General features: G+C 56.1%; 18 protein-coding genes. 10 read left to right on the forward strand and 8 right to left on the reverse strand.

Annotated elements, in window-relative coordinates; all coding sequences use genetic code 11:
* The first annotated feature begins 3 nt into the window (after positions 1 to 3).
* The 3 genes from FDK21_RS13990 (at position 4) to FDK21_RS14000 (ending at position 3936) form a co-directional block, all read left to right on the forward strand.
* Entirely contained in the window at positions 4 to 1698 is a 1695-nt protein-coding gene (locus FDK21_RS13990) for an RsiV family protein (RefSeq protein WP_138149208.1), read from the forward strand.
* 217 nt (positions 1699 to 1915) lie between these two features.
* Positions 1916 to 2923 carry a methylmalonyl Co-A mutase-associated GTPase MeaB gene (gene meaB, locus FDK21_RS13995; RefSeq protein ID WP_114010137.1) on the forward strand — a complete coding sequence of 336 codons (1008 nt, stop codon included), beginning with the start codon at positions 1916 to 1918 and terminating at the stop codon, positions 2921 to 2923.
* A 380-nt stretch (positions 2924 to 3303) separates the two neighbouring features.
* The gene (locus FDK21_RS14000; RefSeq protein WP_157967700.1) at positions 3304 to 3936 is read left to right on the forward strand and encodes a response regulator; all 633 of its coding nucleotides are present in this window, start codon (positions 3304 to 3306) and stop codon (positions 3934 to 3936) included.
* A gap of 12 nt (positions 3937 to 3948) precedes the next feature.
* On the opposite strand, the gene FDK21_RS14005 is transcribed toward FDK21_RS14000, so the two are convergent.
* From FDK21_RS14005 to FDK21_RS14015, 3 genes are all read right to left on the reverse strand, one after another.
* Positions 3949 to 4749, reverse strand: coding sequence for an arginine deiminase family protein (locus tag FDK21_RS14005; RefSeq protein ID WP_138149210.1), 801 nt, complete (start codon positions 4747 to 4749; stop codon positions 3949 to 3951).
* A 69-nt stretch (positions 4750 to 4818) separates the two neighbouring features.
* Positions 4819 to 5856 (reverse strand): asparaginase, encoded by a 1038-nt coding sequence (locus FDK21_RS14010; RefSeq protein ID WP_138149212.1) that lies wholly within the window; start codon positions 5854 to 5856, stop codon positions 4819 to 4821.
* 162 nt (positions 5857 to 6018) lie between these two features.
* Positions 6019 to 7185, reverse strand: a complete 1167-nt coding sequence (locus FDK21_RS14015) for an acetyl-CoA acetyltransferase (RefSeq protein ID WP_138149214.1) — start codon at positions 7183 to 7185, stop codon at positions 6019 to 6021.
* Positions 7186 to 7467: 282 nt separating this feature from the next.
* Between FDK21_RS14015 and FDK21_RS14020 the strand changes: the two genes are divergently transcribed.
* The gene (locus FDK21_RS14020; RefSeq protein ID WP_138149216.1) at positions 7468 to 8526 is read left to right on the forward strand and encodes a P1 family peptidase; all 1059 of its coding nucleotides are present in this window, start codon (positions 7468 to 7470) and stop codon (positions 8524 to 8526) included.
* A gap of 3 nt (positions 8527 to 8529) precedes the next feature.
* On the opposite strand, the gene FDK21_RS14025 is transcribed toward FDK21_RS14020, so the two are convergent.
* Complete coding sequence (locus FDK21_RS14025; protein ID WP_138149218.1) at positions 8530 to 9828, reverse strand: SDR family oxidoreductase; 1299 nt, start codon at positions 9826 to 9828, stop codon at positions 8530 to 8532.
* Between the two features lie 243 nt (positions 9829 to 10071).
* Positions 10072 to 11256, reverse strand: coding sequence for an aminotransferase (locus FDK21_RS14030; RefSeq protein ID WP_138149220.1), 1185 nt, complete (start codon positions 11254 to 11256; stop codon positions 10072 to 10074).
* A 146-nt stretch (positions 11257 to 11402) separates the two neighbouring features.
* On the opposite strand from FDK21_RS14030, the gene FDK21_RS14035 reads away from it, so the two are divergent.
* Positions 11403 to 12050: a class I SAM-dependent methyltransferase gene (locus FDK21_RS14035; RefSeq protein WP_138149222.1), complete on the forward strand. Its 648-nt coding sequence runs from the start codon at positions 11403 to 11405 to the stop codon at positions 12048 to 12050.
* 23 nt (positions 12051 to 12073) lie between these two features.
* Here FDK21_RS14035 and FDK21_RS14040 read toward each other — a convergent pair whose 3' ends face one another.
* Both FDK21_RS14040 and FDK21_RS14045 read right to left on the reverse strand, forming a co-directional pair.
* The gene (locus tag FDK21_RS14040) at positions 12074 to 12322 is read right to left on the reverse strand and encodes a peptidase (protein WP_114010130.1); all 249 of its coding nucleotides are present in this window, start codon (positions 12320 to 12322) and stop codon (positions 12074 to 12076) included.
* Between the two features lie 261 nt (positions 12323 to 12583).
* Positions 12584 to 13459 carry a LysR family transcriptional regulator gene (locus FDK21_RS14045; RefSeq protein WP_171022092.1) on the reverse strand — a complete coding sequence of 292 codons (876 nt, stop codon included), beginning with the start codon at positions 13457 to 13459 and terminating at the stop codon, positions 12584 to 12586.
* Positions 13460 to 13603: 144 nt separating this feature from the next.
* On the opposite strand from FDK21_RS14045, the gene FDK21_RS14050 reads away from it, so the two are divergent.
* A complete protein-coding gene (locus FDK21_RS14050) occupies positions 13604 to 14545 on the forward strand; it encodes a DMT family transporter (RefSeq protein WP_157967699.1) in 942 nt (313 codons plus the stop codon).
* Positions 14546 to 14561: 16 nt separating this feature from the next.
* Here the strand turns inward: FDK21_RS14050 and FDK21_RS14055 are convergent, their stop codons facing one another.
* Positions 14562 to 15041 (reverse strand): Rrf2 family transcriptional regulator, encoded by a 480-nt coding sequence (locus FDK21_RS14055; RefSeq protein WP_114010127.1) that lies wholly within the window; start codon positions 15039 to 15041, stop codon positions 14562 to 14564.
* A 378-nt stretch (positions 15042 to 15419) separates the two neighbouring features.
* Between FDK21_RS14055 and FDK21_RS14060 the strand changes: the two genes are divergently transcribed.
* The 4 genes from FDK21_RS14060 (at position 15420) to FDK21_RS14075 (ending at position 21805) form a co-directional block, all read left to right on the forward strand.
* Entirely contained in the window at positions 15420 to 16433 is a 1014-nt protein-coding gene (locus tag FDK21_RS14060; RefSeq protein WP_245418466.1) for an SLAC1 anion channel family protein, read from the forward strand.
* A gap of 142 nt (positions 16434 to 16575) precedes the next feature.
* Positions 16576 to 18456 (forward strand): thiol reductant ABC exporter subunit CydD, encoded by a 1881-nt coding sequence (gene cydD / locus FDK21_RS14065; protein WP_171022093.1) that lies wholly within the window; start codon positions 16576 to 16578, stop codon positions 18454 to 18456.
* Positions 18453 to 20168, forward strand: coding sequence for a thiol reductant ABC exporter subunit CydC (gene cydC, locus FDK21_RS14070; protein ID WP_138149230.1), 1716 nt, complete (start codon positions 18453 to 18455; stop codon positions 20166 to 20168). Before cydD ends, cydC begins: the two co-directional genes overlap by 4 nt.
* 314 nt (positions 20169 to 20482) lie before the next feature.
* A complete protein-coding gene (locus tag FDK21_RS14075; RefSeq protein WP_138149232.1) occupies positions 20483 to 21805 on the forward strand; it encodes an acetyl-CoA hydrolase/transferase C-terminal domain-containing protein in 1323 nt (440 codons plus the stop codon).
* Positions 21806 to 21859 lie beyond the last annotated feature (54 nt).

Consider the following 21859-nt stretch of genomic DNA (forward strand, 5'->3'; position numbering starts at 1 on the left):
CAAATGCAAAATCCGCTTGCAGTGATCAATCAGGGCAAATGCATGGATGCGCATGGCACCAGCCGTGCCGCTCGCCTGTTTTTGTCCCTGACCTTGCTGGGCGGGTTGCTGCTCAACGGCACTGCATTGGCCGATGGACTGGCAGAACCGGTCAGTTTTATGGTGCAAGACCCACCCCAGGATTTGGGCATTGACCTATTGCCTTCCACCCCGACGCTCAAGCCGTCGCCAGCCAAACTGGTTGAGAACAGGACTGAGGCTGCCCCGGCTCAGCAGAACGAGCTTTCAGGCCCGGATGCTACAAAGAGAAAATCGGAGACCGCATCGGATCCGGCAGTGCCAGTTGAGAGCATGCCACGGGCGCTGACCAGTCCTGTCCTTGAGAATGTGCCCACCACGCTCGACAAAAGCCAAATGCAGGACTCGGTCGGAGAGGCCCCCGACATACCGGCGGCGACAAGCCAGCTCGAACCATCAGACGCAACAGCCGAAGCCAAGGATACACGACAAGACGGCGCACCGAATATTGTGCCGCAAGGTCCCCGCTTACGGCAGCGCTTTTCAGTGCTTTTCACCGAGCAACGTCCTTTCCTTCTTTATGCGCAAGATACCTCGATTTCCTATCTGATGCCGAATGCTCTGGTAGAGCATCCTTGGATCAGCAGAATTCTGCGTGGAACACTGGAAAACAGAGCCCTTTCGCAATGGCAGGAGCTGCGCGCGCAGCAGAAAGCCAATCCGGGCAACACGAGCGGGACAGATCGACCGAAACGGGTTATTTCCGGTCGGGTGGAAGACCGCTTTTCGTCCTCGGAGCTCAGCTCGCTGTTTCTCAAGGAAACCATCACCGAGAGCGATGCACACAAGCATGTTCAGCTTTTGAGCTTCAACTTCGATCACCGCTCACAGCAGGCCTTTGGTTTGCGCGATTTGTTCGGAAGCCAGAATGATGACGCATTGAAGGCCACGATCAATCTGATAGCTGCCTATATGCGCGCCGATATCGTGCGCCAGAAGTCCATACGCCTTGGTACGACAATCAGCATCGAACAGGATTCATGGTTGAAGGATCTCAACCCGGATCTTGATCTGCTCAACACCTTCACGCTGGTGCCCTCAAAACTGTCCGGCAAGATTGCCGGACTGACCTTCCATTTCAATCCCGGTCTGCTCGGGGCCGAGGCTGATGGCCCCTATGCGGTCTATATTCCGACAGCGATCTTTGCCGCCTCCCTAGATGCCTCCTATGCTGATCTGTTTGAAGGCGATGCCATGTTGGTCTCGCGTCATACGGCAACCGGTTTTTCAACGGCCAGCGTCAATCTGGACGGGGTAAGGGAGAATGCCGAGCTGGGGGGCGACATGCTGATTGAAGGGGAGGTTCCGGGCAGTTGGTGTGATGGGTTCCACCTCACTCTTGTTGATAACAAGACCGGTCAAATCGTCACAGAAGCACTGATTGAGTTGTTGCCGTCACTACCACCTTATGGTCTGGCGGGGAACATGATGCGTTTCCGCGCTGAATTGCCGGTTTCTGGCAATGGCGGCCAGCAGGGCCAACTGATTTTTGAACCCTATGCGGTCGCAACCGAAGGGGATCGGGTCGTTATGCGTCCCCAAAGTGCCTGTGACGTGGACAGTGCAATGACCGTACCCGACCCGACACGCGATTCTATCGCTATTCCAGTTACTTATTGATTTTATCCACTCATATCCTGAATTTTCCCCTGACACCCTTGAGGCACTTGGTCCATTTGGTCAGGCAGACAATCGTTCTTTTATACGTTAGACCAATAGGGAACATCCATTGGGAGGCGATTCAACGCCCTCGCTGGAAAGGGGTTCCCCGTAACCCGACCTTATCGATGTCCGAAACGAATGAAAGCTCGCTGCAGCGGGCCAAGGAAGCACTGCTATGGTACCTGATCGTCTGAATGCGGAGAAACTGACGGAGCAAATTCTGGAAGGCAACCGATCGGCTTTGGCGCGCGCCATCACGCTTGTCGAAAGCCGGAAGCCTGATCACAGAATGATTGCCCATGATCTTTTGACCCGACTGCTGCCCTATTCTGGGAAAGCGCACCGCGTTGGCATCACTGGTGTGCCCGGGGTTGGCAAATCGACGACGATCGACCAGTTGGGTTCGAACCTGACTGCAGCTGGCCACAAGGTTGCCGTTCTGGCGGTTGATCCGTCCTCGACCCGAACAGGTGGTTCGATTCTTGGCGACAAGACCCGCATGGAGCAGCTTTGCACTGACACCAACGCCTTTATCCGTCCCTCCCCATCTGCCGGCACACTGGGCGGTGTGGCAGCCCGGACGCGGGAATCGATGTTCCTGTGCGAGGCCGCCGGATATGACGTGATTCTTGTTGAGACCGTCGGCATCGGCCAATCAGAAACCACCGTTGCCGACATGGTGGACTTTTTCCTCGTTCTGATGCTGCCAGGAGCAGGCGACGAGCTTCAGGGCATCAAGAAAGGTGTGCTGGAAATTGCCGACATGATCGCCATCAACAAGGCAGATGGCGACGGATGGACGCGGGCGCGCAAGGCTGCAGCCCAATATCGCACTGCTCTTCACATCATGAAGCCAACCAGCCCCAACTGGAGCCCTCCGGTGATGACCATTTCCGGTCTGGCCAATGAAAGCCTCGACAAAATGTGGAAGCAGGTCGAGTTGCATCAGGAGAAATTGTCGGAAACCGGCGAGTTCCAAACCAAGCGCAGCGAACAGCAAGTGCGCTGGATGTGGGCCATGCTGGAAGATCGCATGCGCGCCATGCTGCACGAGAATGACAGCGTTCAAGGGTTGCTAAAACAGGTTGAGCATGCCGTCGAGATTGGTGAGCTGCCTGCGTCTGTCGCGGTAGAAAATGTCATCAACCAGCTATTGACAAGCTTACGAAGCGAACGTTCCTAATCTTATTTGGTACATTTTGCCCGCTGGGCGGACATTTTTTTCTTACAAGTTGACCAAAAAGACGTGTATCGTTTGAGAGGGGGACTAAACTTAGACATCTGCAAGTCACCATAGGTTTGCATTCAACCTATATGTGTGACCCATGCAGAGAGGGTCAGGTTTCAATGGTGCGACAAAGCAAACGTGTTCTGGTCGCGGATCAATCCGCGACCAACCGAAACAAGCTGACACAGCTTGTCAGACAGTTGGACGTGACTGCTGACCTGACAGAAGTTACGACGTTTGAAGACTGTTTGGGCAAGTTTAAAAAAGCCCAAAAGCAGCCGTATGATCTTGCGTTGATCGGTAGCTTTGAAGAGGTTGATCAAACGAACTTGCCGATGCAATTGTACGACATCGGCGAGGAAACGGTGATTGCACTGATCGTCGATGCTCCGAACCCTGACCTGTTTGTCAATGCTGTTGAATCTTCCGTCTATGACTGCCTTGTCGCACCGGTTGATCTGCCCAGCCTCGAGCGCGTGATGAAACGGGCCAGCCTTTCCAGAGATCCCCTCCCTGCGTTGATCGTCGATGATACGCGCGTCATGCGCAAAGTCGTGATGAAGGTCCTTGGCGAGAGCCAGTTCGCGTTGGCGATCTCGGAGGCCGACTCCAGTGAAATGGCGGTGTCTCTTTGCCGCAAAATTCCCTATTACTGCGTTTTCCTTGACCTCAACATGCCTGTTCAGAACGGGTTGGAAACGGCAAAGCAAATTCTCAGATTGCAGCCCCAATGCCGCATCGTGCTGATGTCGACCAGCAACGTTGATATGGACGACAAGGTTGCCGAGAACGGTTTGGCCTGCTTCCTGCCAAAGCCCTTCTATCCAAAGGATATCAATCGACTGCTTCACGAGTTTCTCGGTTTGGAACAGCCCAATCTGGCAGACCCCGACTTTGTGGGCGATAAAGATGCAGCCGAACCGTCCAAGGACCCCGGGAAAGACGAGCGTGAATATATTCTGGTCTGAATGAACGAGGCGCTAGCCTTTGAAGTAGCGCAGGGACATGCAGGACAAGCCGCCATCCACGCGGGCCGCCTCACTGGTGTCGAGTTCGACAACACGCACATCAGGCGTGGTTTTGCGCAACAAGGTTGCAGTTTTGGGAAAGCCCTTTGACATCAGGATGGTGTCATTGACTCGAATAGCATTGGCTGCCACCTCTTCCCCCTGCGGTATCACGACGGTTTTGTAGCCTTCGAACAAACCGCTTTCGGCCATGTCACGGGTGCACAGAACCGTTTCACTGCCCAGATATGAGCTGGCTGTCTTGAAGTGCAGGATGGTTTCTGGGGTCTTCATCATGCGTGGCCTGTAACCCCACGCCTTGAGATGCTTGGCGAGTTCCTCAAATCCTTCTTCGTTGGTGCGGGCAGACAGACCAACAAGCACCTCACGATCAGTGACCATGATGTCTCCCCCATCAACATAGCCCGGCCCCTGCAATTGGATCACCGTTGGAAACTGCTCTTGCAGCACCGGCAGAATGGCTTCAGCTTCTCCGAGGCGTGTCTGCGCACCAGGCCTGAGCAGGATCGCACCTTCGGGGAAGCAAAGGGCAGGATCCTCGACAAAGACCGAATCCGGGAAGGCTTCAAGCGCAGGCAAACAGAGTGTCGTCACCCCGGCCTCGGCCAACGCATCGAGATAGGCTTGATGCTGGGCCAAAAACAAGGCTGGATCCGGGTCCGGTCCGCTGCCAGCCCTCAGTCCGTCAGCAATCGAGCTGCCCGGCGTGCGGCTGATGGTATGAGTGAAGCGATATCCGACCTCTGACAACATTAATCTTGCTTTCCTGTTTTTCTGCACGCTGTTTTTCAGCGTCGTACCCAACCGATCGTGCCCAATTGGCTAGGCGGTTTTTCTCTGCATGAGATGACTCAAGACACCTTCGGCCAGTTGAACATCACCGACATGGATTCCATTCCAGTTGATCATCTTGTCTCTACGCCAGCGATCTAGCGCTACGGCCTCACCTTCGCTCATTGGCAAGAAGGCATCAATAACAGCGGCCATCATCACTTCTGCGGCTCGGAACGCCCCGTCCCAGCATTTGAGTGCAACGCCGATCCCCTGCTCTGGCAGAGTGGCGCAAAAGACGCCTTCAGCCCCAACCTTGACGAAAGCCCGTTCACCGAAAATATCCATCACGCCCGTGCAGAACCGATCATGCCCTGCAACCATGTAAGGCGCCTTTGCCACCGCTTGGCGGATATGGCTGGCTGCCTTGGCACGCTCTGGCGACAGATCCTGCCCGGTGCCAAACCGGGCAAAGGCATGTGCGAGGTTCTTAAGCGGCATGGCGTAGGTGGGGATCGAGCAACCATCCGTGCCGCACAGATCATGGACGCTATGCTCGTCCATCTGGAAGCTGGCCATGGATTCGACAACGGCCCGGATTTCCCGTTGGACCGGATGCTCGGCCTTGATGTAGCCGTGGTGATCGAGCCCCGCCTTCTGCGCAAAGCACAAGAAACCGGCATGCTTGCCGGAGCAATTGTTGTGAGCAGCGGTTGGTTCGATGCCTGCACGATGCAGGATCGCCTGATCAATCTCGTATTTCGGGCTGTGGGCACCGCATTCCATGGCGTCCAGCGTCAGACCGCACGCCGCTAGCATGTTATGGACAGTCTGCACATGGCTTTCCTCGCCATTGTGAGAGGCACAGGCAATCGAGACGGCTTCAGTCGGCAGACCATAGGCATCAACGGCACCGGATTCGACAAATGGCAGCGCCTGTAAGCCTTTGATGGCCGAACGCGGATAAACCGGGCTTTCGATGTCGCCGATAGAGGTCACAAGTTTTCCGGTGGTATCGACAACGGCAATCGCGCCCATATGCCAGCTTTCCACGCGTGCGCCACGTGTGACTTCAACCAGAACAGCCATAGAAGGGTCTCCTTGGTGAGAGATCATGGCAGCATTGCAGAGCTGCAGTCCGGGGAGACTAACGGTGACCGTATTCCAGAACAAGCGCGATTGAGACGGTTTGAACAAAAAGGCTCCGCAAGCAGGCAAGAAGCGGAGCTTTTGAGTCTTGGAACTGCTGGCTTATTTCACACGCTCAAGGATCGAAACATAGTTGGCGACCGCAGCCCCGCCCATGTTGAAAATGCCACCAATGTTGGCGTCGGCAATTTGCATGTCACCCGCCTTTCCGGTCAGCTGCATCGCCATCAGGGCATGCATGGAAACACCGGTTGCTCCGATTGGGTGGCCCTTGGATTTGAGGCCGCCGGATGGATTGACGGGCAGCTTGCCATCCTTGAGCACAAGGCCTTCCTTGATGGCCCGTTCGCCCTCGCCTTCCGCCACAAGGCCCATGGCTTCATATTCGATCAGTTCGGCAATGGTGAAACAGTCATGAGTTTCCACCAAAGCCAAATCAGCTAGCGTCAATCCGCTTGTCTCAAAGGCACGGGCCCACGCGGTGCGGCACCCTTCGAATTTCAGAATGTCGCGTTTGGACATGGGCAGGAAGTCATTGACCTGAATGTTGGCGCGGAACTGAATGGCCTGATCATGGCTTTTGGCAGAGTCGTTATCGGACAGAACCACGGCAGCGGCCCCATCAGACACCAGCGAGCAGTCGGTGCGTTTGAGTGGGCCGGCAACAATCGGATTTTTCTCGCTTTCGTCGCGGCAGAATTCAAACGGGAATTCCTTGCGCATCTGGGCATAAGGATTGGACATGCCATTCCTGTGCGCCTTGGAAGCAATCATTGCCAAGGCTTCTGTCTTGTCGCCATAGCGCTCGAAATAGAGATGGGCAATCTTGCCAAAGACACCCGCAAAGCCCATCGGGGTGTCCCCATCCTCGGGTAGATAAGAGGCTTTGAGCAGATTCGCGCCGATTTCCGGGCCGGGGGTCGTGGTCATTTGCTCGACACCGACAACCAGCACTTTGCGGGCACGCCCTGCTTCAATCGCCTTGATGCCTTGAGCGATGGCTGCGGAGCCGGTGGCGCAGGCATTTTCAACGCGGGTGGCGGGCTTGAAGCGCAAGTCGGGGCTCGCCTGCAAAACCAGCGAAGAGGTGAAATCTTGATGCGAGAAACCGGCATTGAAATGCCCCAAATAGATTTCATCAACATCCGCAGGCGCAAGACCAGCATGAGCGAGGGCTTCGGTTGCAACCTCGACCACCAACGACTCCACCGTCGCTCCTTCGAGTTTTCCGAACTTGCTATGCGCCCAACCAACAATGCTTGCTGACATAAGGTCCTCCCCGACCATTCTGGACTGCGCCGCCTCATCAAGGCCAAGGCCAGTCACACTTGATTTGTTTGACCGCCATACAATCGTGTTTTGACGTAAACGTCAAAATAATTTTGTTCTTTCACGGTCCTCCGCAACAAAAGTTTCTGTGATCCGTCCCCAGAGAAATGTGTGGTGTCACTAATCGTGCGTTTTGTCTTACCTTGGCTTGCACGTCCCCGCCCAGTTGCCTAGGGTCGCCGCAAATGAAAGACAATTGAAGGCCGAAAGGGCAACAAGACGATGAGTGAACGCAACGCGGCAGATTTTGGTATCCGGATCGGAACAATGACCCCCGGCCCTTCCAACAGCATGGCCGACATTGCTGGATTGTCCTTTGGCCATGTCACTTTGTCAAACGGTGCGGTGCAAACCGGGGTGTCGGTGATCCACCCCCATGGAGGCTCACTGTTTGAGGAAAAGTGCGTTGCTGCTGCCCATGTGATCAATGGTTTTGGCAAAAGCGTCGGCCTGATGCAATTGACCGAGCTGGGTCAATTGGAGACACCGATTGTCCTCACCAACACGCTGTCTGTCGGCACCGCGTCAACGGCGCTGGTCCGGCATATGCTGGCCGACCATCCGGCCATTGGCGAGGCCACCGGAACGGTTAACCCACTGGTGATGGAGTGCAATGATGGTGCTTATCTGAATGATATTCGTGGCCTGCATGTCACGCAAGATCATGTCGCGGACGCCTTGGTGCAGCGCTTGAGCCACTGTCAGCATGGGGCAATTGGCGCGGGCACCGGGATGAGCGCCTATGAGTTGAAGGGCGGCATTGGCTCGGCCTCACGCCTTGTGCCTGCAGGGCCGCAGTCCTATCGTCTTGCAGCGCTGACGCTTTGCAATATGGGTTTGCTGTGTGATCTGGTGGTTGATGGCCAGCCGGTGGGGCGGATGCTTGAACGACAGCAAGGTGCTGATGAGGAGAAAGGCTCTATCATCATTATCCTTACCACCGACGCTCCCCTCACCGCACGGCAATTGCAACGGCTTTGCGTCCGAGCCAGCGCCGGATTGGCACGGACCGGCACGCAGTTTGGCTCGGGCAGCGGGGATATCGTGCTGGCCTTCACGACGGCCAACCGCATCCCGCATGATATGCCGCAGGATCCGGTGACGATGATCGAGCATTTGCACGAAAACGCGCTTGATCCCTTCTTCCGTGCGACGATTGAAGCCACCGAAGAGGCGATCCTAACGGCGATGTTTGCTGCCGAGCGGACGGAAGGCAAACACGGCCGCTGCCGCGAAAGCCTTGCGGACCTTTGGCCTTCTCTTCCTTTGAAGAAAGACTGACATCTAGCGGGTGGTCAGCAGGCTGCGGGTGATCAGGGCCAGCATCATGGCAGGGACGGCCTTCAGCAACGAGCCGAGCGGATCGGCCCAGAGATCAGGCACCAGAATGGTTGCGGCAGCCAAATAGATGATGGTCATCAGCACCATTGCCAGACAGACCTGTCGGGCAAGATTTCGCACAAGGATCGCCACCCCCAACACGATGTCGATCATCGCGGCGCTGGCCAACAGGAACTGTGATTGCAACAAAGTGGTGCCGGATTCAGCCAGAAGATTGGTGGCATCCTGCATCTGGATCAGGGTTATCACCCCGGTCAGCACCCAGAAAAGTGACAAGGTCAATACCAACACCGGCAGCATCAGGGACAGTTTGGAAAACCAACGCTCCTGTGTGGTGCTTGGCAGAATGCCCAGCGTGTCCTGATAGGACCGGCAATAGCGACCTGAAATGGCGTGCCACAGAGTGGGATCACCAGCGACATGACCTTCCAGCACCTGCAGGGCGGTTGAGCGGAGCGGCGAGCGCCAGCCCAGATGTCCCAGCCCATTGGCAATGCTCGTGATCACTCCGGCCCATTTTTCCGACATGCGGATGGTGTAGCGCGCAGGCGAGAAGCCAAGCCAAGCGCGCATGCCGCGCACCAGATCCTCGAAGGAATGGGTTTCCTCTTCCACCAGATCGATGTCCGCATGGGCCGGAATACGGCCTTCAATCGCCATCAAGGCGGCTTCGGTCAGCTCTTCAACATGGACGGTCTGCATGCGGCGATCAGCCATGACCAGCGGTTGCCAGTAGGGAAAAGCAACCAGCAGGCGCAACAGGGCCGTGCCACTATAAGCAGACGGGGCCAGCACAAGACCGGGGCGCAAGATCACCCAGTCAATCGACGAGTCCATGATGGCATCGTCACCGGCAGCCTTGGTGCGCATGAAAGGTGTCGGGGCATTTGGTTCGGCGCCCGTAGCAGAAATCTGCACAAAGCGAATGATGCCACGTTCAATACAGGCATCAAGGCAGGCCTTGACTGAATGGTGATGGACGGCTTCCAGATCAGCCAACAGTCCATCCTGCAGGGCGCTGGCAGCATTGATCACCGCATCAACGCCAATGAGCATGTGGTGCCACTCACCGGGATCCTGTAGGCGGCGCATGTCTCCGGTATGCCATTCCACCTGCGGCAACAGGCGAGAGGCATCTTTGGGCGTGCGAGACAGACTGACGACCTCATGCCCGGCCTTGAGCAGAGTTCGGCAGATTTCCGATCCGATAAGACCAAAGCCACCAAGCACCAGAACTCGCATGGGTCGCCTACTGCTCCTATATTCAAATTTCGAGCGAAAAAGCCCGATTGTTCAAACGGTTGTATTCATGACAGGCAACTCGCCCGGACGTGCCAAAAATGGAAATCAAGTCGTGTGGACTTTAATCGGGGCTGACGCGCGGGTCACCACCTCAATTAGCATTAGACAATTGCCCCTATGCTGGTCTTTTGACCGGTTGCGACCAATTTACGCAACCGATTGTGGACAGGCAAGGGGCAGGTTTCACCCCTTGATCCATTTTGACAACCGGGCGATGGCTTCATCAAGAACAGGGATCTGCTTGGAGAAGCAAAAGCGGACAAATTGGCTGGGGATATCACTTTGCTGTCCGGGCCGATAAAAGGCCGAGACAGGTACGGCGGTCACCCCCGCTTGCTCGGTCATGGCCTGACAGAAGGCGACATCATCGATTGGCAACTGCTTATGACGGCACAGGGCGGCGATGTCGGCGGTGAGAAAATAGGTTCCGGCACAGGGAATCATCGCAAAGCCAATTGCGGCAAGGCCGGCATTCAAATGATCGCGCTTGGTTTGCAGCTCACCGGCCAGCGACCGATAATAGGTATCCTCCTTGGCGAGACCGAAAGCAACAGCCGCCTGTAGAGCCGGAGGCGTGGTGAAGGTGGTGAATTGATGGGCCTTGGCGACAGGGTCAAGCAACTGTGCCGGTCCGGAAATGTAGCCGACCTTCCAACCCGTCAGCGAAAAGGTCTTGCCAGCAGACCCAATCCGCAGGCAACGCTGATCCATGCCATCGAGGGTCATCAGCGGGATGTGGGTCCGGTCGTCAAACAGGATATGCTCATAGACTTCGTCGCAAATGGCATAGGCATCATGCTTTGTGACCAGCTCTGCAATCAGTTCGAGTTCGGCGCGGTCAAAGACCTTGCCCGCCGGATTGTGCGGATTGTTGAGCAGAATCGCTTTGGTCTTGTCGCTGAAGGCGGCTTCAAGCTCGGCGCGGTCCAGCTTCCAGCCCGGAGGGACAAGACGCACGCTTTTCACGTGCGCACCGGCCCGCTCGGCCAGTGGCAGATAGCAATCATAAAGCGGCTCGATCAGAATGACTTCATCCCCCGGCTCGATCAACGCGTTGAGGCAATCGGACAAAGCCTCGGTTGCACCAGAGGTGACCAGAATATTGGTGGCTGGATCCATATCCAACTGATAGAAGCGGCGGTTCGCCTCTGCCACGGCTTCTCTGAGCGCTGGCAGACCGAGCATTGGGGGATATTGGTTTGGCCCATCGATCAGCAGTTCAGCGGCCATTTGCCGGATGTCGAGCGGGCCATCCTCATCCGGGAAGCCCTGCCCCAGATTGATCGCGCCATGCTGGATGGCCAGTCTGGACATGGTTTCAAAAATCGTGGTCGGCAAACCTGTATAAATGGAATTGGTCGGTTTCATGAAATCCTCCAGCGATCGCCCTGCCTCAAACAAACCAGCCCTTGACCGAAGCATCTTGACGGGCCGACCATGAGGCCTACATGATTTCAGCCCGGATGGAAAGCCGGTGACCAAAATGGCTGTGTTGAGACCAGTGGGAGATTACGATGGTGCGGTTCGAAGACATCGAAGATGGTTATAGCCTTGAGGAGCGAACTGCCTTTTTCGAGGCGGTCTATCAGCGTGCAGCAGGCAACCAAGCCGAGATACCATGGACCAGTGAAGATGCCAAACCGGAGGTGCTGGAGTGGCTGGCAGCCAACCCGGCAACCACTGGCGCAAGGGCCGTTGATGTCGCCTGTGGACTGGGAGAAAATGCCGAAGCATTGGCCAAGGCTGGCTATCAGACCCTCGCCTTTGATGTCAGCAAGGATGCAATTGAATGGGCGCAAAAGCGTTATCCAGACAGCAAGGTGGAGTACCATGTCGCCGACATGTTCGATCTGCCAGCCGATTTTGGCCGTTTCGATTTGGTGCATGAATGCTATACGTTGCAGTCCCTGCTTGATGCCCTGCGGGAACCTGCCTTTGCAGCGATTGCCGATTTGGTAAAACCCGGAGGAACCCTGCTGGTCTATGCCCGTGTGCGGCCCGATGGTTCAGCATGGGAAACGGTGCCATGGCCTGTGATGCTGGGAGAGTTCAAGGCTTTTGAGGCGGCAGGACTGAGTATGGTCAGTGAAGTGCATTTTGATGCGCCGGGCCGCAGCGGCATGATTCCACATGCCTTTCTGATCTATCGCAGGGAGGTTTAATCCCTCCCCGCGGCAAGACACGATCATGCGTCCAGCATGAAGTAACGGCCAATGCCATAGATATAGAGCAAGCTGAAAACGATATTGATGTATTTGAGCTGCCGTTCTGTATGCAACCAGGCGCAATAGATCCAGATCATGCAGAAGGGCAGATTGATGAACATCGTATAGGGATACCAGTCCTGCACGATACCAATCGTGCTGACCACGCCCAACATGAGGGCGAACCATTTGAGATGCTGTTCATAGTTGGACAAACGAAGTCTTGTCATCGGTCACCTATTCAATTGACGTCTATCCCGCAGACACGACAACAAGCCGGGTCTGAAGACACGTCCATTCAGCGCACAGCAGACCCAGTCAGATCGGGCTGAAGCGCAATTGTTGGTTTTTTGAAAAGGCGGCGCGCAATCCGTTTCCATGACGGATCGGCTAGGCCAAGGCCCAGAGTGGGACAGCGCCATCATAGCGATCTGGGCTCAAAATGCAAACCACTCAATGATTTACTGGCAAGTGGCGCGAAACCGACGGCTTCAGATCATGTGACGATAGATCTTTGCCAAAGCGTCGATGGTCTTGCGGACCGCCGGTTCACGTAGCAAATCCCGATTGACAATCACATGCTCCGGCCCGGTCATCTCGTCCAAAGTGCCGGACAGGTTGATCAGTGCGTCGTCAGCCTCCCCAACGAAGCGCGGCAGAATGGCCAGCCCAACCCCCGCTTTTGTTCCCGCCAGACAATCGGCAATGCAGTTGTAACGCAGGCGCACGGGCGCCGTGACATGCGCCTCCATCCAGAGATGCTCCTGCGGATACCATTTGGTATCGGCACAAAAACCGATCCATGGTGTGGCGGCGAGATGCTCGGCCATACTGCGTTCGGGCAATTTGGCGAGCCAGTCCCTTTGACCATAGACCGCATAGGATTGCTCTGCGAGTTTGCGCATGATCACCGTGTCAGTGTCTGGCAGGCAGGTGCGAATCTGCAAATCGCTGGTTCGGTCGACCAGATTGAGATGCTGGTGAGTGGAGAAGAACTCCAACTCGACATCCCCCACCGCGTCCACCAGTTCGGTCAAATGCCGGTTGATGAACTGGATTCGCATGTCGTCGACGGAGAGACGGATCTTTCGCAAACCTCTGGTCGACAGGTTGGGCGTCACGCGGTAGACCGCGTCGGCCGCTTTGCGCATATCTTCGGCGTGGGGCAACAGGGTTTCTCCGGCCCGTGTCAGTTTGAGGCCTTGCGGCGTCCGGTCGAACAAACGCGCACCAATGCCATCTTCCAGTTGGCGCAGGCGACGGGACAATTGCGGCTGCGACAGGTTCAGGCGACGGGCGGCCCCGGTCATTGAACCAGCCACCGCTGCGGCATGAAAAAGCTGCATATCATCCCAGTTCATATTCATTTTCGCATTCTCACTATTTTCTGCATGCATTTACGCATACCCATAATGCCAAAATGGCGGCTGCATTTCCATCGCTAAATCGGTCATTGTCCGCGCTATTCAAAACGGATACGGATGTCAAAAGAGCGTGGCGGGATGGCAGGCATGGACAGAGATGTAGTGAAGGCAATCGCCTATTCATTGGTCGGGACGGCCTGCTTCACACCGATCTTTGCCGCGGGCAAGCTGATGGGGGCAGAGGTGCCGATCCTGCTGATCGTTTTCATGCGCTTTCTTGGTGGCTTTGTCTCGATTGCCAGTCTTGCTCTGATCACGCGAACACCGCTCAGTGGTCTCAAAGCGTCCAATCCTTCAACCCATCTGATGCGGGCCATGCTGGCACTCAGCGGGGTGGGTGTAACCATCTTTGCTGCGGCCAATATGCGGCTTGCCGATGCAACGGCGATTGGTTTGCTCGAAGGCTTGATCGTTATAGGTCTGGCGGCTTTGCTGCTGGGAGAACGTGTGCGGCGCGCCCATTGGGTGGCTGGCTTCCTTTGTGCCATAGGGGCTTATATCGTGCTGTTCGGAGACAGTGGGTTTTCCCTTGCCCTCACCGCGCAAGAATGGATGGGCGCAACGGCGGCACTGGCCGGGGCAGTGATTTTGGGTCTTGAGGTGTTGGTTCTCAAGGTTGTCGCCCGTCGGGACACGGCCTACAGCGTCATTTTGCATGTCACCGGCATCAGCAGCCTTCTGATATTGGTTCCTGCTGGGTATGTTTTCATGACCTCGTCCCTGACCTTTGCCGATCTAGCCCCCCTGCTCTGGATCGGCCCTTTGGCAACCATCGGCCAGCTGTTCAACATCAAGGCTTTCCGTCTGGCGGATGCAGCGATCCTCGGGCCAGTCAATTACAGCTGGATTCTGTTTGCCACATTGATGGGCTGGATGGTCTTTGAGGAAGTGCCGGGCCCGTTCACTTTGCTCGGTGCTTTGCTGATCCTGTTTGGTGGTGCCAAACTTGCCCGGATTGTACCAATGCCTGCGGATCCATCCCGGTCTTTGCTGCGTTACCTGCCGGCACGTCTGCGCAAGGTGGCATGACGCCCGGCATGCATGCTCAGTTGCAGGCGGGCTGGTGAATGTCCGACAAAGCTCCGATCTGATCGCTCAACCCCAAAAGCGGCTTGAGGCAGTCCGGGTGGCTGACAAGGTCTGCCAATGTGTGGGCGTCGAGCACCTTCAGGAAAGCGGCCAAGGCATCCATCAACAACAAGCGGAATTTGCATTCGCTGATCAACGGGCAGGTATTGCTTTCCTCGGAAAAGCACTCGACGATCACCAGATTCTCTTCGGTCTGACGGAGGATTTCGCCGATATTGATGTCCTTGGGATCCTTGGCTAGACGAATTCCACCATTGCGTCCGCGGATTGCCTGAATCGCGCCGATATGGGTCAATCTCTGGGCTATCTTGTTGATATGATGTCCAGAAATATCGTAAGCATCGGCAATTTCAGCCAAACGGACCGGTTGGTCTGGCTTCAGGGCACAATACATCAGCAGCCGCATGGCATAATTGGAATGCTGTGTCAGTCGCATGAAACCTCCCAGGTGCGTGTGTGCACGCTTCTCATTTTATTCGTTGTTTTACGGATCATCTCACACAGTAAAAAGCATCTCGTCAACCAGCCTGCGAAGCTGCTTCTTCAAATTTCACCGACATAATCCGATTGTCTGTTGTCAAGTAAAGTGCACTGCCACCCAAGCCAGCTAGAGACCGGGGTGACAAGCCCGGATGGCAGTGCCATCGTCTCTCCTCGTCGGAAAGCGATGATGGGTCGAAGTATGTTTATACTTTCGAATATATTTGACTTTTTCCCGTGATCAACGTGATCATTTGTTGCATATCTTTTAGCACTTAATATAACAAGCATCAAGTTTACTTGTTTAAACACTGTACGCCCACGGAGAGGCACAATGACGCAGATGGTCACCAGTGAATTGCCCAAACAGGTCGAGGCAGCAAAACCGGAACCGGCGGACACATCAAGATTGGCGCACTTTCCCAATGCCTTCTTTGCCATGGTGATGGGACTGGCGGGGCTCACTCTGGCCGCCGAACGACTTGAGAAAAGCCTAGGGGTGGCGCATGGAGCCAGTTTGGGGCTGTTGATCGGCACTGTGGCGGTACTGGTGGCCCTGCTGGCACTCTATGGGCTGAAGGCTGTGCGCTATCCCGAGCAGGTTGTCTGGGAATGGAATCATCCTGTGCGGATCTGCTTCTTTCCAGCCGCCTCGATCGGCATCATTCTTGTGGGTACGGCGATGGAACCCTTCTCCCATGGGCTGGCTGTAGGCGTGTGGGCGCTGGGGGCCGGGCTGCATCTGTTGGGTACGTTGGCGGTGTTAACAGCCTGGATCGGCCACCGGACATTTGAAACCCTGACCCTCAACCCGGCCTGGTTCATTCCGGTGGTTGGCAACATCATCGTGCCAATCGCTGCGAGCCGCTTTGGCCTGATCGAGCTGGGTTGGTTCTATTTCTCGGTCGGGATCGTCTTCTGGATCGTACTGCTGACACTGGTCTTCAACCGGCTGGTCTTTCACAATCCCCTGCCCGAGCGGCTGCTGCCGACCCTGATGATCCTGATCGCCCCGCCTGCGGTGGGCTTTGTGGCTTATGTCAGCCTGACCGGAGGGCTCGATCCCTTTGCGCGGATTCTCTACAATACCGGCATTGTCTTCTTCCTGATCATTCTCACCCAATTGCCAAAACTGTCGCGGATTCCCTTTGCCATGTCGTGGTGGGCTTACAGCTTCCCCTTGGCTGCCCTGACCATCGCAACATTATTGTTTGCGGAAAAAGCGCAATCAGACCTTCATCTCATTGCAGGCATTGGTCTATTTGGTCTACTAATTCCAGTTATTGTCGGTCTGCTGCTCAGAACGGCAAAGGCCATAGCAAATCGACAGATCTGCAAGCCCGAATGATTCCGGCGTCTGCTACCCTAGGGATACGATCCTCGGGACCGATCAATGGCAGACCCTGACAGATTGAGGACCATCAATTTGTCGGATTTTTTACCGGATTCGGGCCATGCAATCTGTCAAGGGAAGGATTGCATATCGCTTTATGACCAAGGATCTGGCAGCTAACGACAAGACGTTCAAGGACCGAGCGCCAAAGCAGGAAAGAGCCAAGAGACGGAAGGAAAAGCGACCAGCAGATCAATGGCTGGCCGCCGTGCTGTTACCGCACGCCTCCACTCTGTCCCGCAAGGCCTGGCTTGACGTGGCATCGGGCCTGATGGCCATTCCCATAGCCTTCTCTTTGGCCTTCGGCATTGATGCCCTTGTCGCCGACAAAAGCGGCCTTTCGGGTCTGTTCCCCTATGCCTTGGCTCTGTTTGCATCCATCGGCCTGCGCGCGCTGTTGGCCTATCTGGCGGGGCGCCTCGGCCATCATGTGTCCAGTGCGGTGCGTCGGGATCTGCGCGGTTTATTGGCTTTGCGATTGGCCAACCACCCCCCGCTCGACAAGGAGCGCAAAGCGGCAGGAGAAGTGGCTGCGCTCGGATCGGATGTGATCGAGGCACTCAATGATTATACGGCACGCTATCTGTCCTTGAAGCGGCAACTGATTGTCATTCCGCTGATGATCCTCATCGCGTCCGCCTCCATATCATGGGCGGCGGCCTTGATCCTCATGGTCTGTGGTCCCTTGGTGCCCGTGTTCATGGCCATTGTCGGCATCCGCGCCAAGAAAGCCTCGGACGACCAGATCTCTGCCCTGTCAGACATGAGCAGCCTCTTTCTGGACCGCCTGTCAGGCATGACGACGCTGAAACTGTTCCGCGCCGTTGGCCGCACCCGAGAGGAGTTTGACATTCTGGCCACGGACTATCGCAAGGCAACAATGCGGGTTCTGCGCATTGCCTTTCTGTCCTCTGCGGCGCTTGAATTGTTCGCCGCGCTTGGCATTGCCCTTACCGCCATTTTCGCCGCCTATCACTATTTGGGCAGTATCGACTATGGCACCTATGGTGCCCCGATCACGCTGGGCACCGGCTTGTTTTTATTGTTGCTGGCACCGGAATTCTTTTCTCCGTTGCGGGAGTTCGCCGTCGCCTATCATGACAAGGCAACCGCACAAGCGGCCGCCGACCGCCTGATGCAGGTGTTGCCGATAGACTGGATCACGGCCCAAAGATCTGAGATGGAGACCGCTTTGGTGCCGTCCTCCACGGCATCTGCACCGATCACAATCGATAGCGTTGTGTTCAAGTCTGCAAACCTTGGCTATTTGGAAGATGCACCCGCTGTCTTGAAAGACGTTTCCTTTCGTTTCGAGAAGGGTGAGAAGATCGCCATTCTCGGGGCGTCCGGTTCGGGTAAATCAACCATTCTAGGGGCCCTGTGCGGTTTCCTGTCCCCTCTTGCCGGCAATCTTGAGATCAATCATCAGGCGCTTGATGCAGAACAGTGGGCCGCGCTGCGCCCAACGATTGGCTGGATTGGCCAGAGGCCACACATATTCCATGGCTCGGTTTTGATGAATGTCCGCTTGGCTGCACCGAAGGCAGATCGCGATGCGGTGCGCCAAGCACTTGAGCACGCCCACGGGGATCACTTCGTCACCCAGCTGCCGCGCGATCTGCTGACCATACTCGGGGAAACCGGCTTTGGCATTTCCGGGGGACAGGTGCGGCGGCTGGCGATTGCACGGGCGATGCTGAGCGACGCCAGTCTTATTCTATGCGACGAACCGACCGCGGATCTCGATGCCGAGACTGCGTCTCTGGTCACCGACAGCCTGATGCAGATTGCTGAAGGACGGTTGCTGGTGGTTGCCACCCATGACCGCTCGGTTGCCGAATGCTGCGACCGAATCCTGTATGTGCATGACGGTCGCGTGCAAGCCATCTCACATGCAGAGCTGGCTGCCCTTGATGAAGCAGCGCTTGCTGAGCGAACGGCCGACAGCCCCCTCCACACAAAGGAGGACGCATCATGAAGACCTTGATGTCTGTGCTCTCGCTTTACTGGCGGCATTATCCCAACTGGTTCCTGTGGGGACTGCTGATCGGATTGATGGCAGCGCTGGCCAGCATCGCGCTGATGGCAACAGCGGGCTGGTATCTTGGCGCCACAGCCATTTCAGGGCTCAGTGGTGCCAGTGTGGCGCTGGCCTTCAACACACTGTATCCCGGCTTTCTCATTCGCACGGCGGCTTTGGCCCGTACTTTCGGGCGCTATGGGGAGCGGGTGATCACTCATGACGCCACCTTCCGTTTCATTGCTCGATTGCGGCTTTATGTATTTGACGGCATCTCTCAGTTGACCTTCCGGCGGCTACGCGACTTCCGCTCCGGGGAACTGCTCGCCCGTTTGACTGCGGATATCGACGCGCTTGATGGCATCTATCTCAAGGTGGTCCTGCCTCTGGCAAGTGCCATTCTGTCGACCCTCGTGGTTCTGGTCGCCTTGCATACCATCAATGGCCCGATGGCGCTGGCTGTTGGCGGTATTTTGCTGCTGGCGCTGATCCTGCTGCCGCTGCAAGCGGGGCGGGTTGGTGTCGGTCTGGGACGCAGGTTGGCCTTTTCGTCAGAAGCCCTGCGGCTGCGTTATATCGATTTACTGCGCGGTCAGGTCGAATTGATCATGGCAGGGCGCTTGACCGATCAGGTGGATGCGATTCAGCGTGCTGCTGATCGCATTCACATCTTGCAGGACCGGTTGGCCAAACATGATCTGGTTGGTCGGGCGCTGATCAGTCTCGCTGGCGGAGCGGCTCTGGTGGCGGTGCTGCTGACCGGGGCATATGCCTATGAACAAGAGGCGATATCCGGGTCTGTTTTGTTGATGGCGGTGCTGGCGACATTGGCACTCACCGAATTGATGGCTCCCATCCGCCGCGGCTTGCTGGAAATCGGCAAAGCGATTTATGCAGGGCAGCGAATCCTGCCTTTGGTGGCTGATCCTCTTGAGGACGAAAGCACGGATTTGAGCGACCATGGCCCCATCCTGCTGGAGGTGAGCCGCGTGGACTTCGCCTATTCCGACAAGGCGGCTTTAATCTTTTCCGACTTTTCCCTGTCGCTGCGCTCAGGCGAGGCCATCGGCATTGTGGGCGCATCCGGAGCGGGCAAATCGACCCTGCTCGGGCTTGTTTCGGGATTGCTGGATCCACAATGCGGGCGCATCCGACTGGATTACGAAGATGGGCGGGCCGCCCATTTGCAGCCTCGCATCGGACTATTGACCCAGCGCACGGAATTGTTCCGCGAGTCGCTGGCCTTCAATTTGCGCATTGCCGATGCTTCAGGCAGCGACACACTGCTGAGGCAAACGTTGCAAAAAGCCCAATTGGCCAAGGTGCTGGAACGCTCGAATGCCGGACTTGAGCAGACGCTCGGGGATGATGGCCTTGGCCTGTCTGGTGGCGAAAGCCGACGGCTCGCCCTGTCACGGCTGCTGCTGTTCAAGCCCGATCTGTGGCTGCTGGATGAAACCACGGAAGGTCTCGACAGTGAGACGGCGGCTGCGATCCTGTCAGTGTTGCGTTCTGAGACCGCCAACAAGGCCTTGTTGTTCGTCACCCACAAACAGGCCGAAGCCGAACTGGCCGACCGCCTTCTGATCATGCATGAGGACCAACCGCCCAACTTGATCAGCCGCGCTGATTCTGATCAATGGCAGGCAGCGGTAAATGGCTTGCGCTAGGATCCATATTTGACGCCCGGTCTCGCAGCATGGCGGACAGGCAGAGGCTGCTGCCCAACTAGCCTGTTTTGTTACCAGACAGAGCACATCGTCGAGCTGAGGCAAAGCACCGCCTGAGATCGACTCGTGGATCGCCACATTGATTCAGCCCAAATTGCTGAAAAAATCGCCAGATTTTCCTCAAAAACATTGGCCTTTCGGACGCCTTCGACCCGCATTTTTCTCTTTTGGTCCGATAGGGAAACCCAAAACCCGGTGTTATACTTTCGATTGAAGGTCGACCTTCGATCCGTTTCAGGGAAGAGGAACCGGGTATGTCCACATTTGAAGCGCAATATCAGGCCAAATTGACCACACCAGTCAAGGCAGCCGAAGCCATCAAAGACCATATGAACCTGATTATGGGATCGGGTGCCGGGCAACCTTTGGCCCTGATGAAGGCAGTTGGAGACCGCGCTCGTGATGGTGCCTATGCCCGCCTCAATGTCTATTATCTGCACGGTCATGATGAGCATCTGAACACGATCTTCACCCCGGACACGATTCCCTTCATCAAACCACATCCGCTCTTTATGTCCCGCGCCGACCGCGAACTGGCGCGCAGAGGCCATGAAAAGGGCGAGGAATGGGTGCATTTCGTCCCTTGCATGTTCCATCAGGCCGGGCGCCTGTTGACCGAACATGTGCGCCCGGACGTGCATATTGTCACCGTGTCGCCAATGGATAAATCCGGGCATTTCTCTCTCGGCACCAACCCTGATGTTTCGGTGAGCGTGATCCGCAAGGCCAAACATGTGATTGTGGAAGTCAATCCGCAAATGCCGCGGACATTTGGTGAATGTTTGGTCCATGTCAATGACGTCGACCAAGTGGTCGAATATGACCACCCCCTCATGGAGTACGAGGTGGAAAGCGGCTCCGAGGTGGATGAAGCCATCGGCAAACTGATTGCAGAACAAATTCAGGATGGCGCGACAATCCAAATGGGGATTGGCGCGGTTCCGGACGCCGTGATGCGGTTCTTGGGTGACAAGAACGATCTTGGCCTTCATTCGGAACTCTTCTCGCCCGCGATGGCTAAGCTGATCCAGCAAGGTGTCATCAATGGCCGCAAGAAGACCTTCCTGCCCTACAAACATGTCTACACGCTGGCATTGGGCAATCGCGAGATGTTCGACTTCATGGACGATAACCCATCCGTTGTCGGCTATCCGGCGTCGTTCACGAACAGCCCGAAAAACATTCGCCTGAACAAAGGCATGATTTCGGTCAATGCGGCTATCGAGATGGATCTGGGCGGTCAGATCAACTCGGAAATGGTGGGTGGACTGCAGTTTTCGGGCACAGGTGGACAGCTCGACTTTGTCCGCGGTGCCTATGCGTCGGAAGGGGGCAAATCGTTCCTTGCCCTGCATTCAACCGCCAAGAATGATACGGTTTCGCGGATCGTGCCAAGACTGGAAAACTGCGCAGTGACGGGTCCGCGCATGGAAGTGATGAATGTGGTGACGGAATATGGTGTCGCCGAAATGAAGGGCAAATGCATGCAGCAGCGGGCCGCCGCTCTGATTGAGATTGCCCATCCAAAATTCCGCGAAGGCCTCCGTGTGGCGGCTCGGAAGTCAAACCTTTTGTAGGATCAACGAGAGTTTCAATCGGTGACGCAAACTGCCAAAGCGCAACTGGCTATG

The sequence above is a fragment of the Cohaesibacter sp. CAU 1516 genome (assembly GCF_005771485.1).
Lineage (GTDB): Bacteria > Pseudomonadota > Alphaproteobacteria > Rhizobiales > Cohaesibacteraceae > Cohaesibacter > Cohaesibacter intestini.

What these genes read in the sequence shown, in the direction of transcription:
- FDK21_RS14040 (WP_114010130.1), bottom strand. Translation starts at nt 12,322, where the DNA reads ATGACAAGACTTCGTTTGTCCAACTATGAACAGCATCTCAAATGGTTC.
- FDK21_RS14060 (WP_245418466.1), top strand. Translation starts at nt 15,420, where the DNA reads ATGACGCAGATGGTCACCAGTGAATTGCCCAAACAGGTCGAGGCAGCA.
- FDK21_RS14055 (WP_114010127.1), bottom strand. Translation starts at nt 15,041, where the DNA reads ATGCGACTGACACAGCATTCCAATTATGCCATGCGGCTGCTGATGTAT.
- FDK21_RS14050 (WP_157967699.1), top strand. Translation starts at nt 13,604, where the DNA reads ATGGACAGAGATGTAGTGAAGGCAATCGCCTATTCATTGGTCGGGACG.
- FDK21_RS14045 (WP_171022092.1), bottom strand. Translation starts at nt 13,459, where the DNA reads ATGAATATGAACTGGGATGATATGCAGCTTTTTCATGCCGCAGCGGTG.
- FDK21_RS14020 (WP_138149216.1), top strand. Translation starts at nt 7,468, where the DNA reads ATGAGTGAACGCAACGCGGCAGATTTTGGTATCCGGATCGGAACAATG.
- meaB (WP_114010137.1), top strand. Translation starts at nt 1,916, where the DNA reads ATGGTACCTGATCGTCTGAATGCGGAGAAACTGACGGAGCAAATTCTG.
- FDK21_RS14075 (WP_138149232.1), top strand. Translation starts at nt 20,483, where the DNA reads ATGTCCACATTTGAAGCGCAATATCAGGCCAAATTGACCACACCAGTC.
- FDK21_RS14000 (WP_157967700.1), top strand. Translation starts at nt 3,304, where the DNA reads ATGCAATTGTACGACATCGGCGAGGAAACGGTGATTGCACTGATCGTC.
- FDK21_RS14035 (WP_138149222.1), top strand. Translation starts at nt 11,403, where the DNA reads ATGGTGCGGTTCGAAGACATCGAAGATGGTTATAGCCTTGAGGAGCGA.
- FDK21_RS14030 (WP_138149220.1), bottom strand. Translation starts at nt 11,256, where the DNA reads ATGAAACCGACCAATTCCATTTATACAGGTTTGCCGACCACGATTTTT.
- cydD (WP_171022093.1), top strand. Translation starts at nt 16,576, where the DNA reads ATGACCAAGGATCTGGCAGCTAACGACAAGACGTTCAAGGACCGAGCG.
- cydC (WP_138149230.1), top strand. Translation starts at nt 18,453, where the DNA reads ATGAAGACCTTGATGTCTGTGCTCTCGCTTTACTGGCGGCATTATCCC.
- FDK21_RS14025 (WP_138149218.1), bottom strand. Translation starts at nt 9,828, where the DNA reads ATGCGAGTTCTGGTGCTTGGTGGCTTTGGTCTTATCGGATCGGAAATC.
- FDK21_RS14015 (WP_138149214.1), bottom strand. Translation starts at nt 7,185, where the DNA reads ATGTCAGCAAGCATTGTTGGTTGGGCGCATAGCAAGTTCGGAAAACTC.
- FDK21_RS14005 (WP_138149210.1), bottom strand. Translation starts at nt 4,749, where the DNA reads ATGTTGTCAGAGGTCGGATATCGCTTCACTCATACCATCAGCCGCACG.
- FDK21_RS14010 (WP_138149212.1), bottom strand. Translation starts at nt 5,856, where the DNA reads ATGGCTGTTCTGGTTGAAGTCACACGTGGCGCACGCGTGGAAAGCTGG.
- FDK21_RS13990 (WP_138149208.1), top strand. Translation starts at nt 4, where the DNA reads ATGCAAAATCCGCTTGCAGTGATCAATCAGGGCAAATGCATGGATGCG.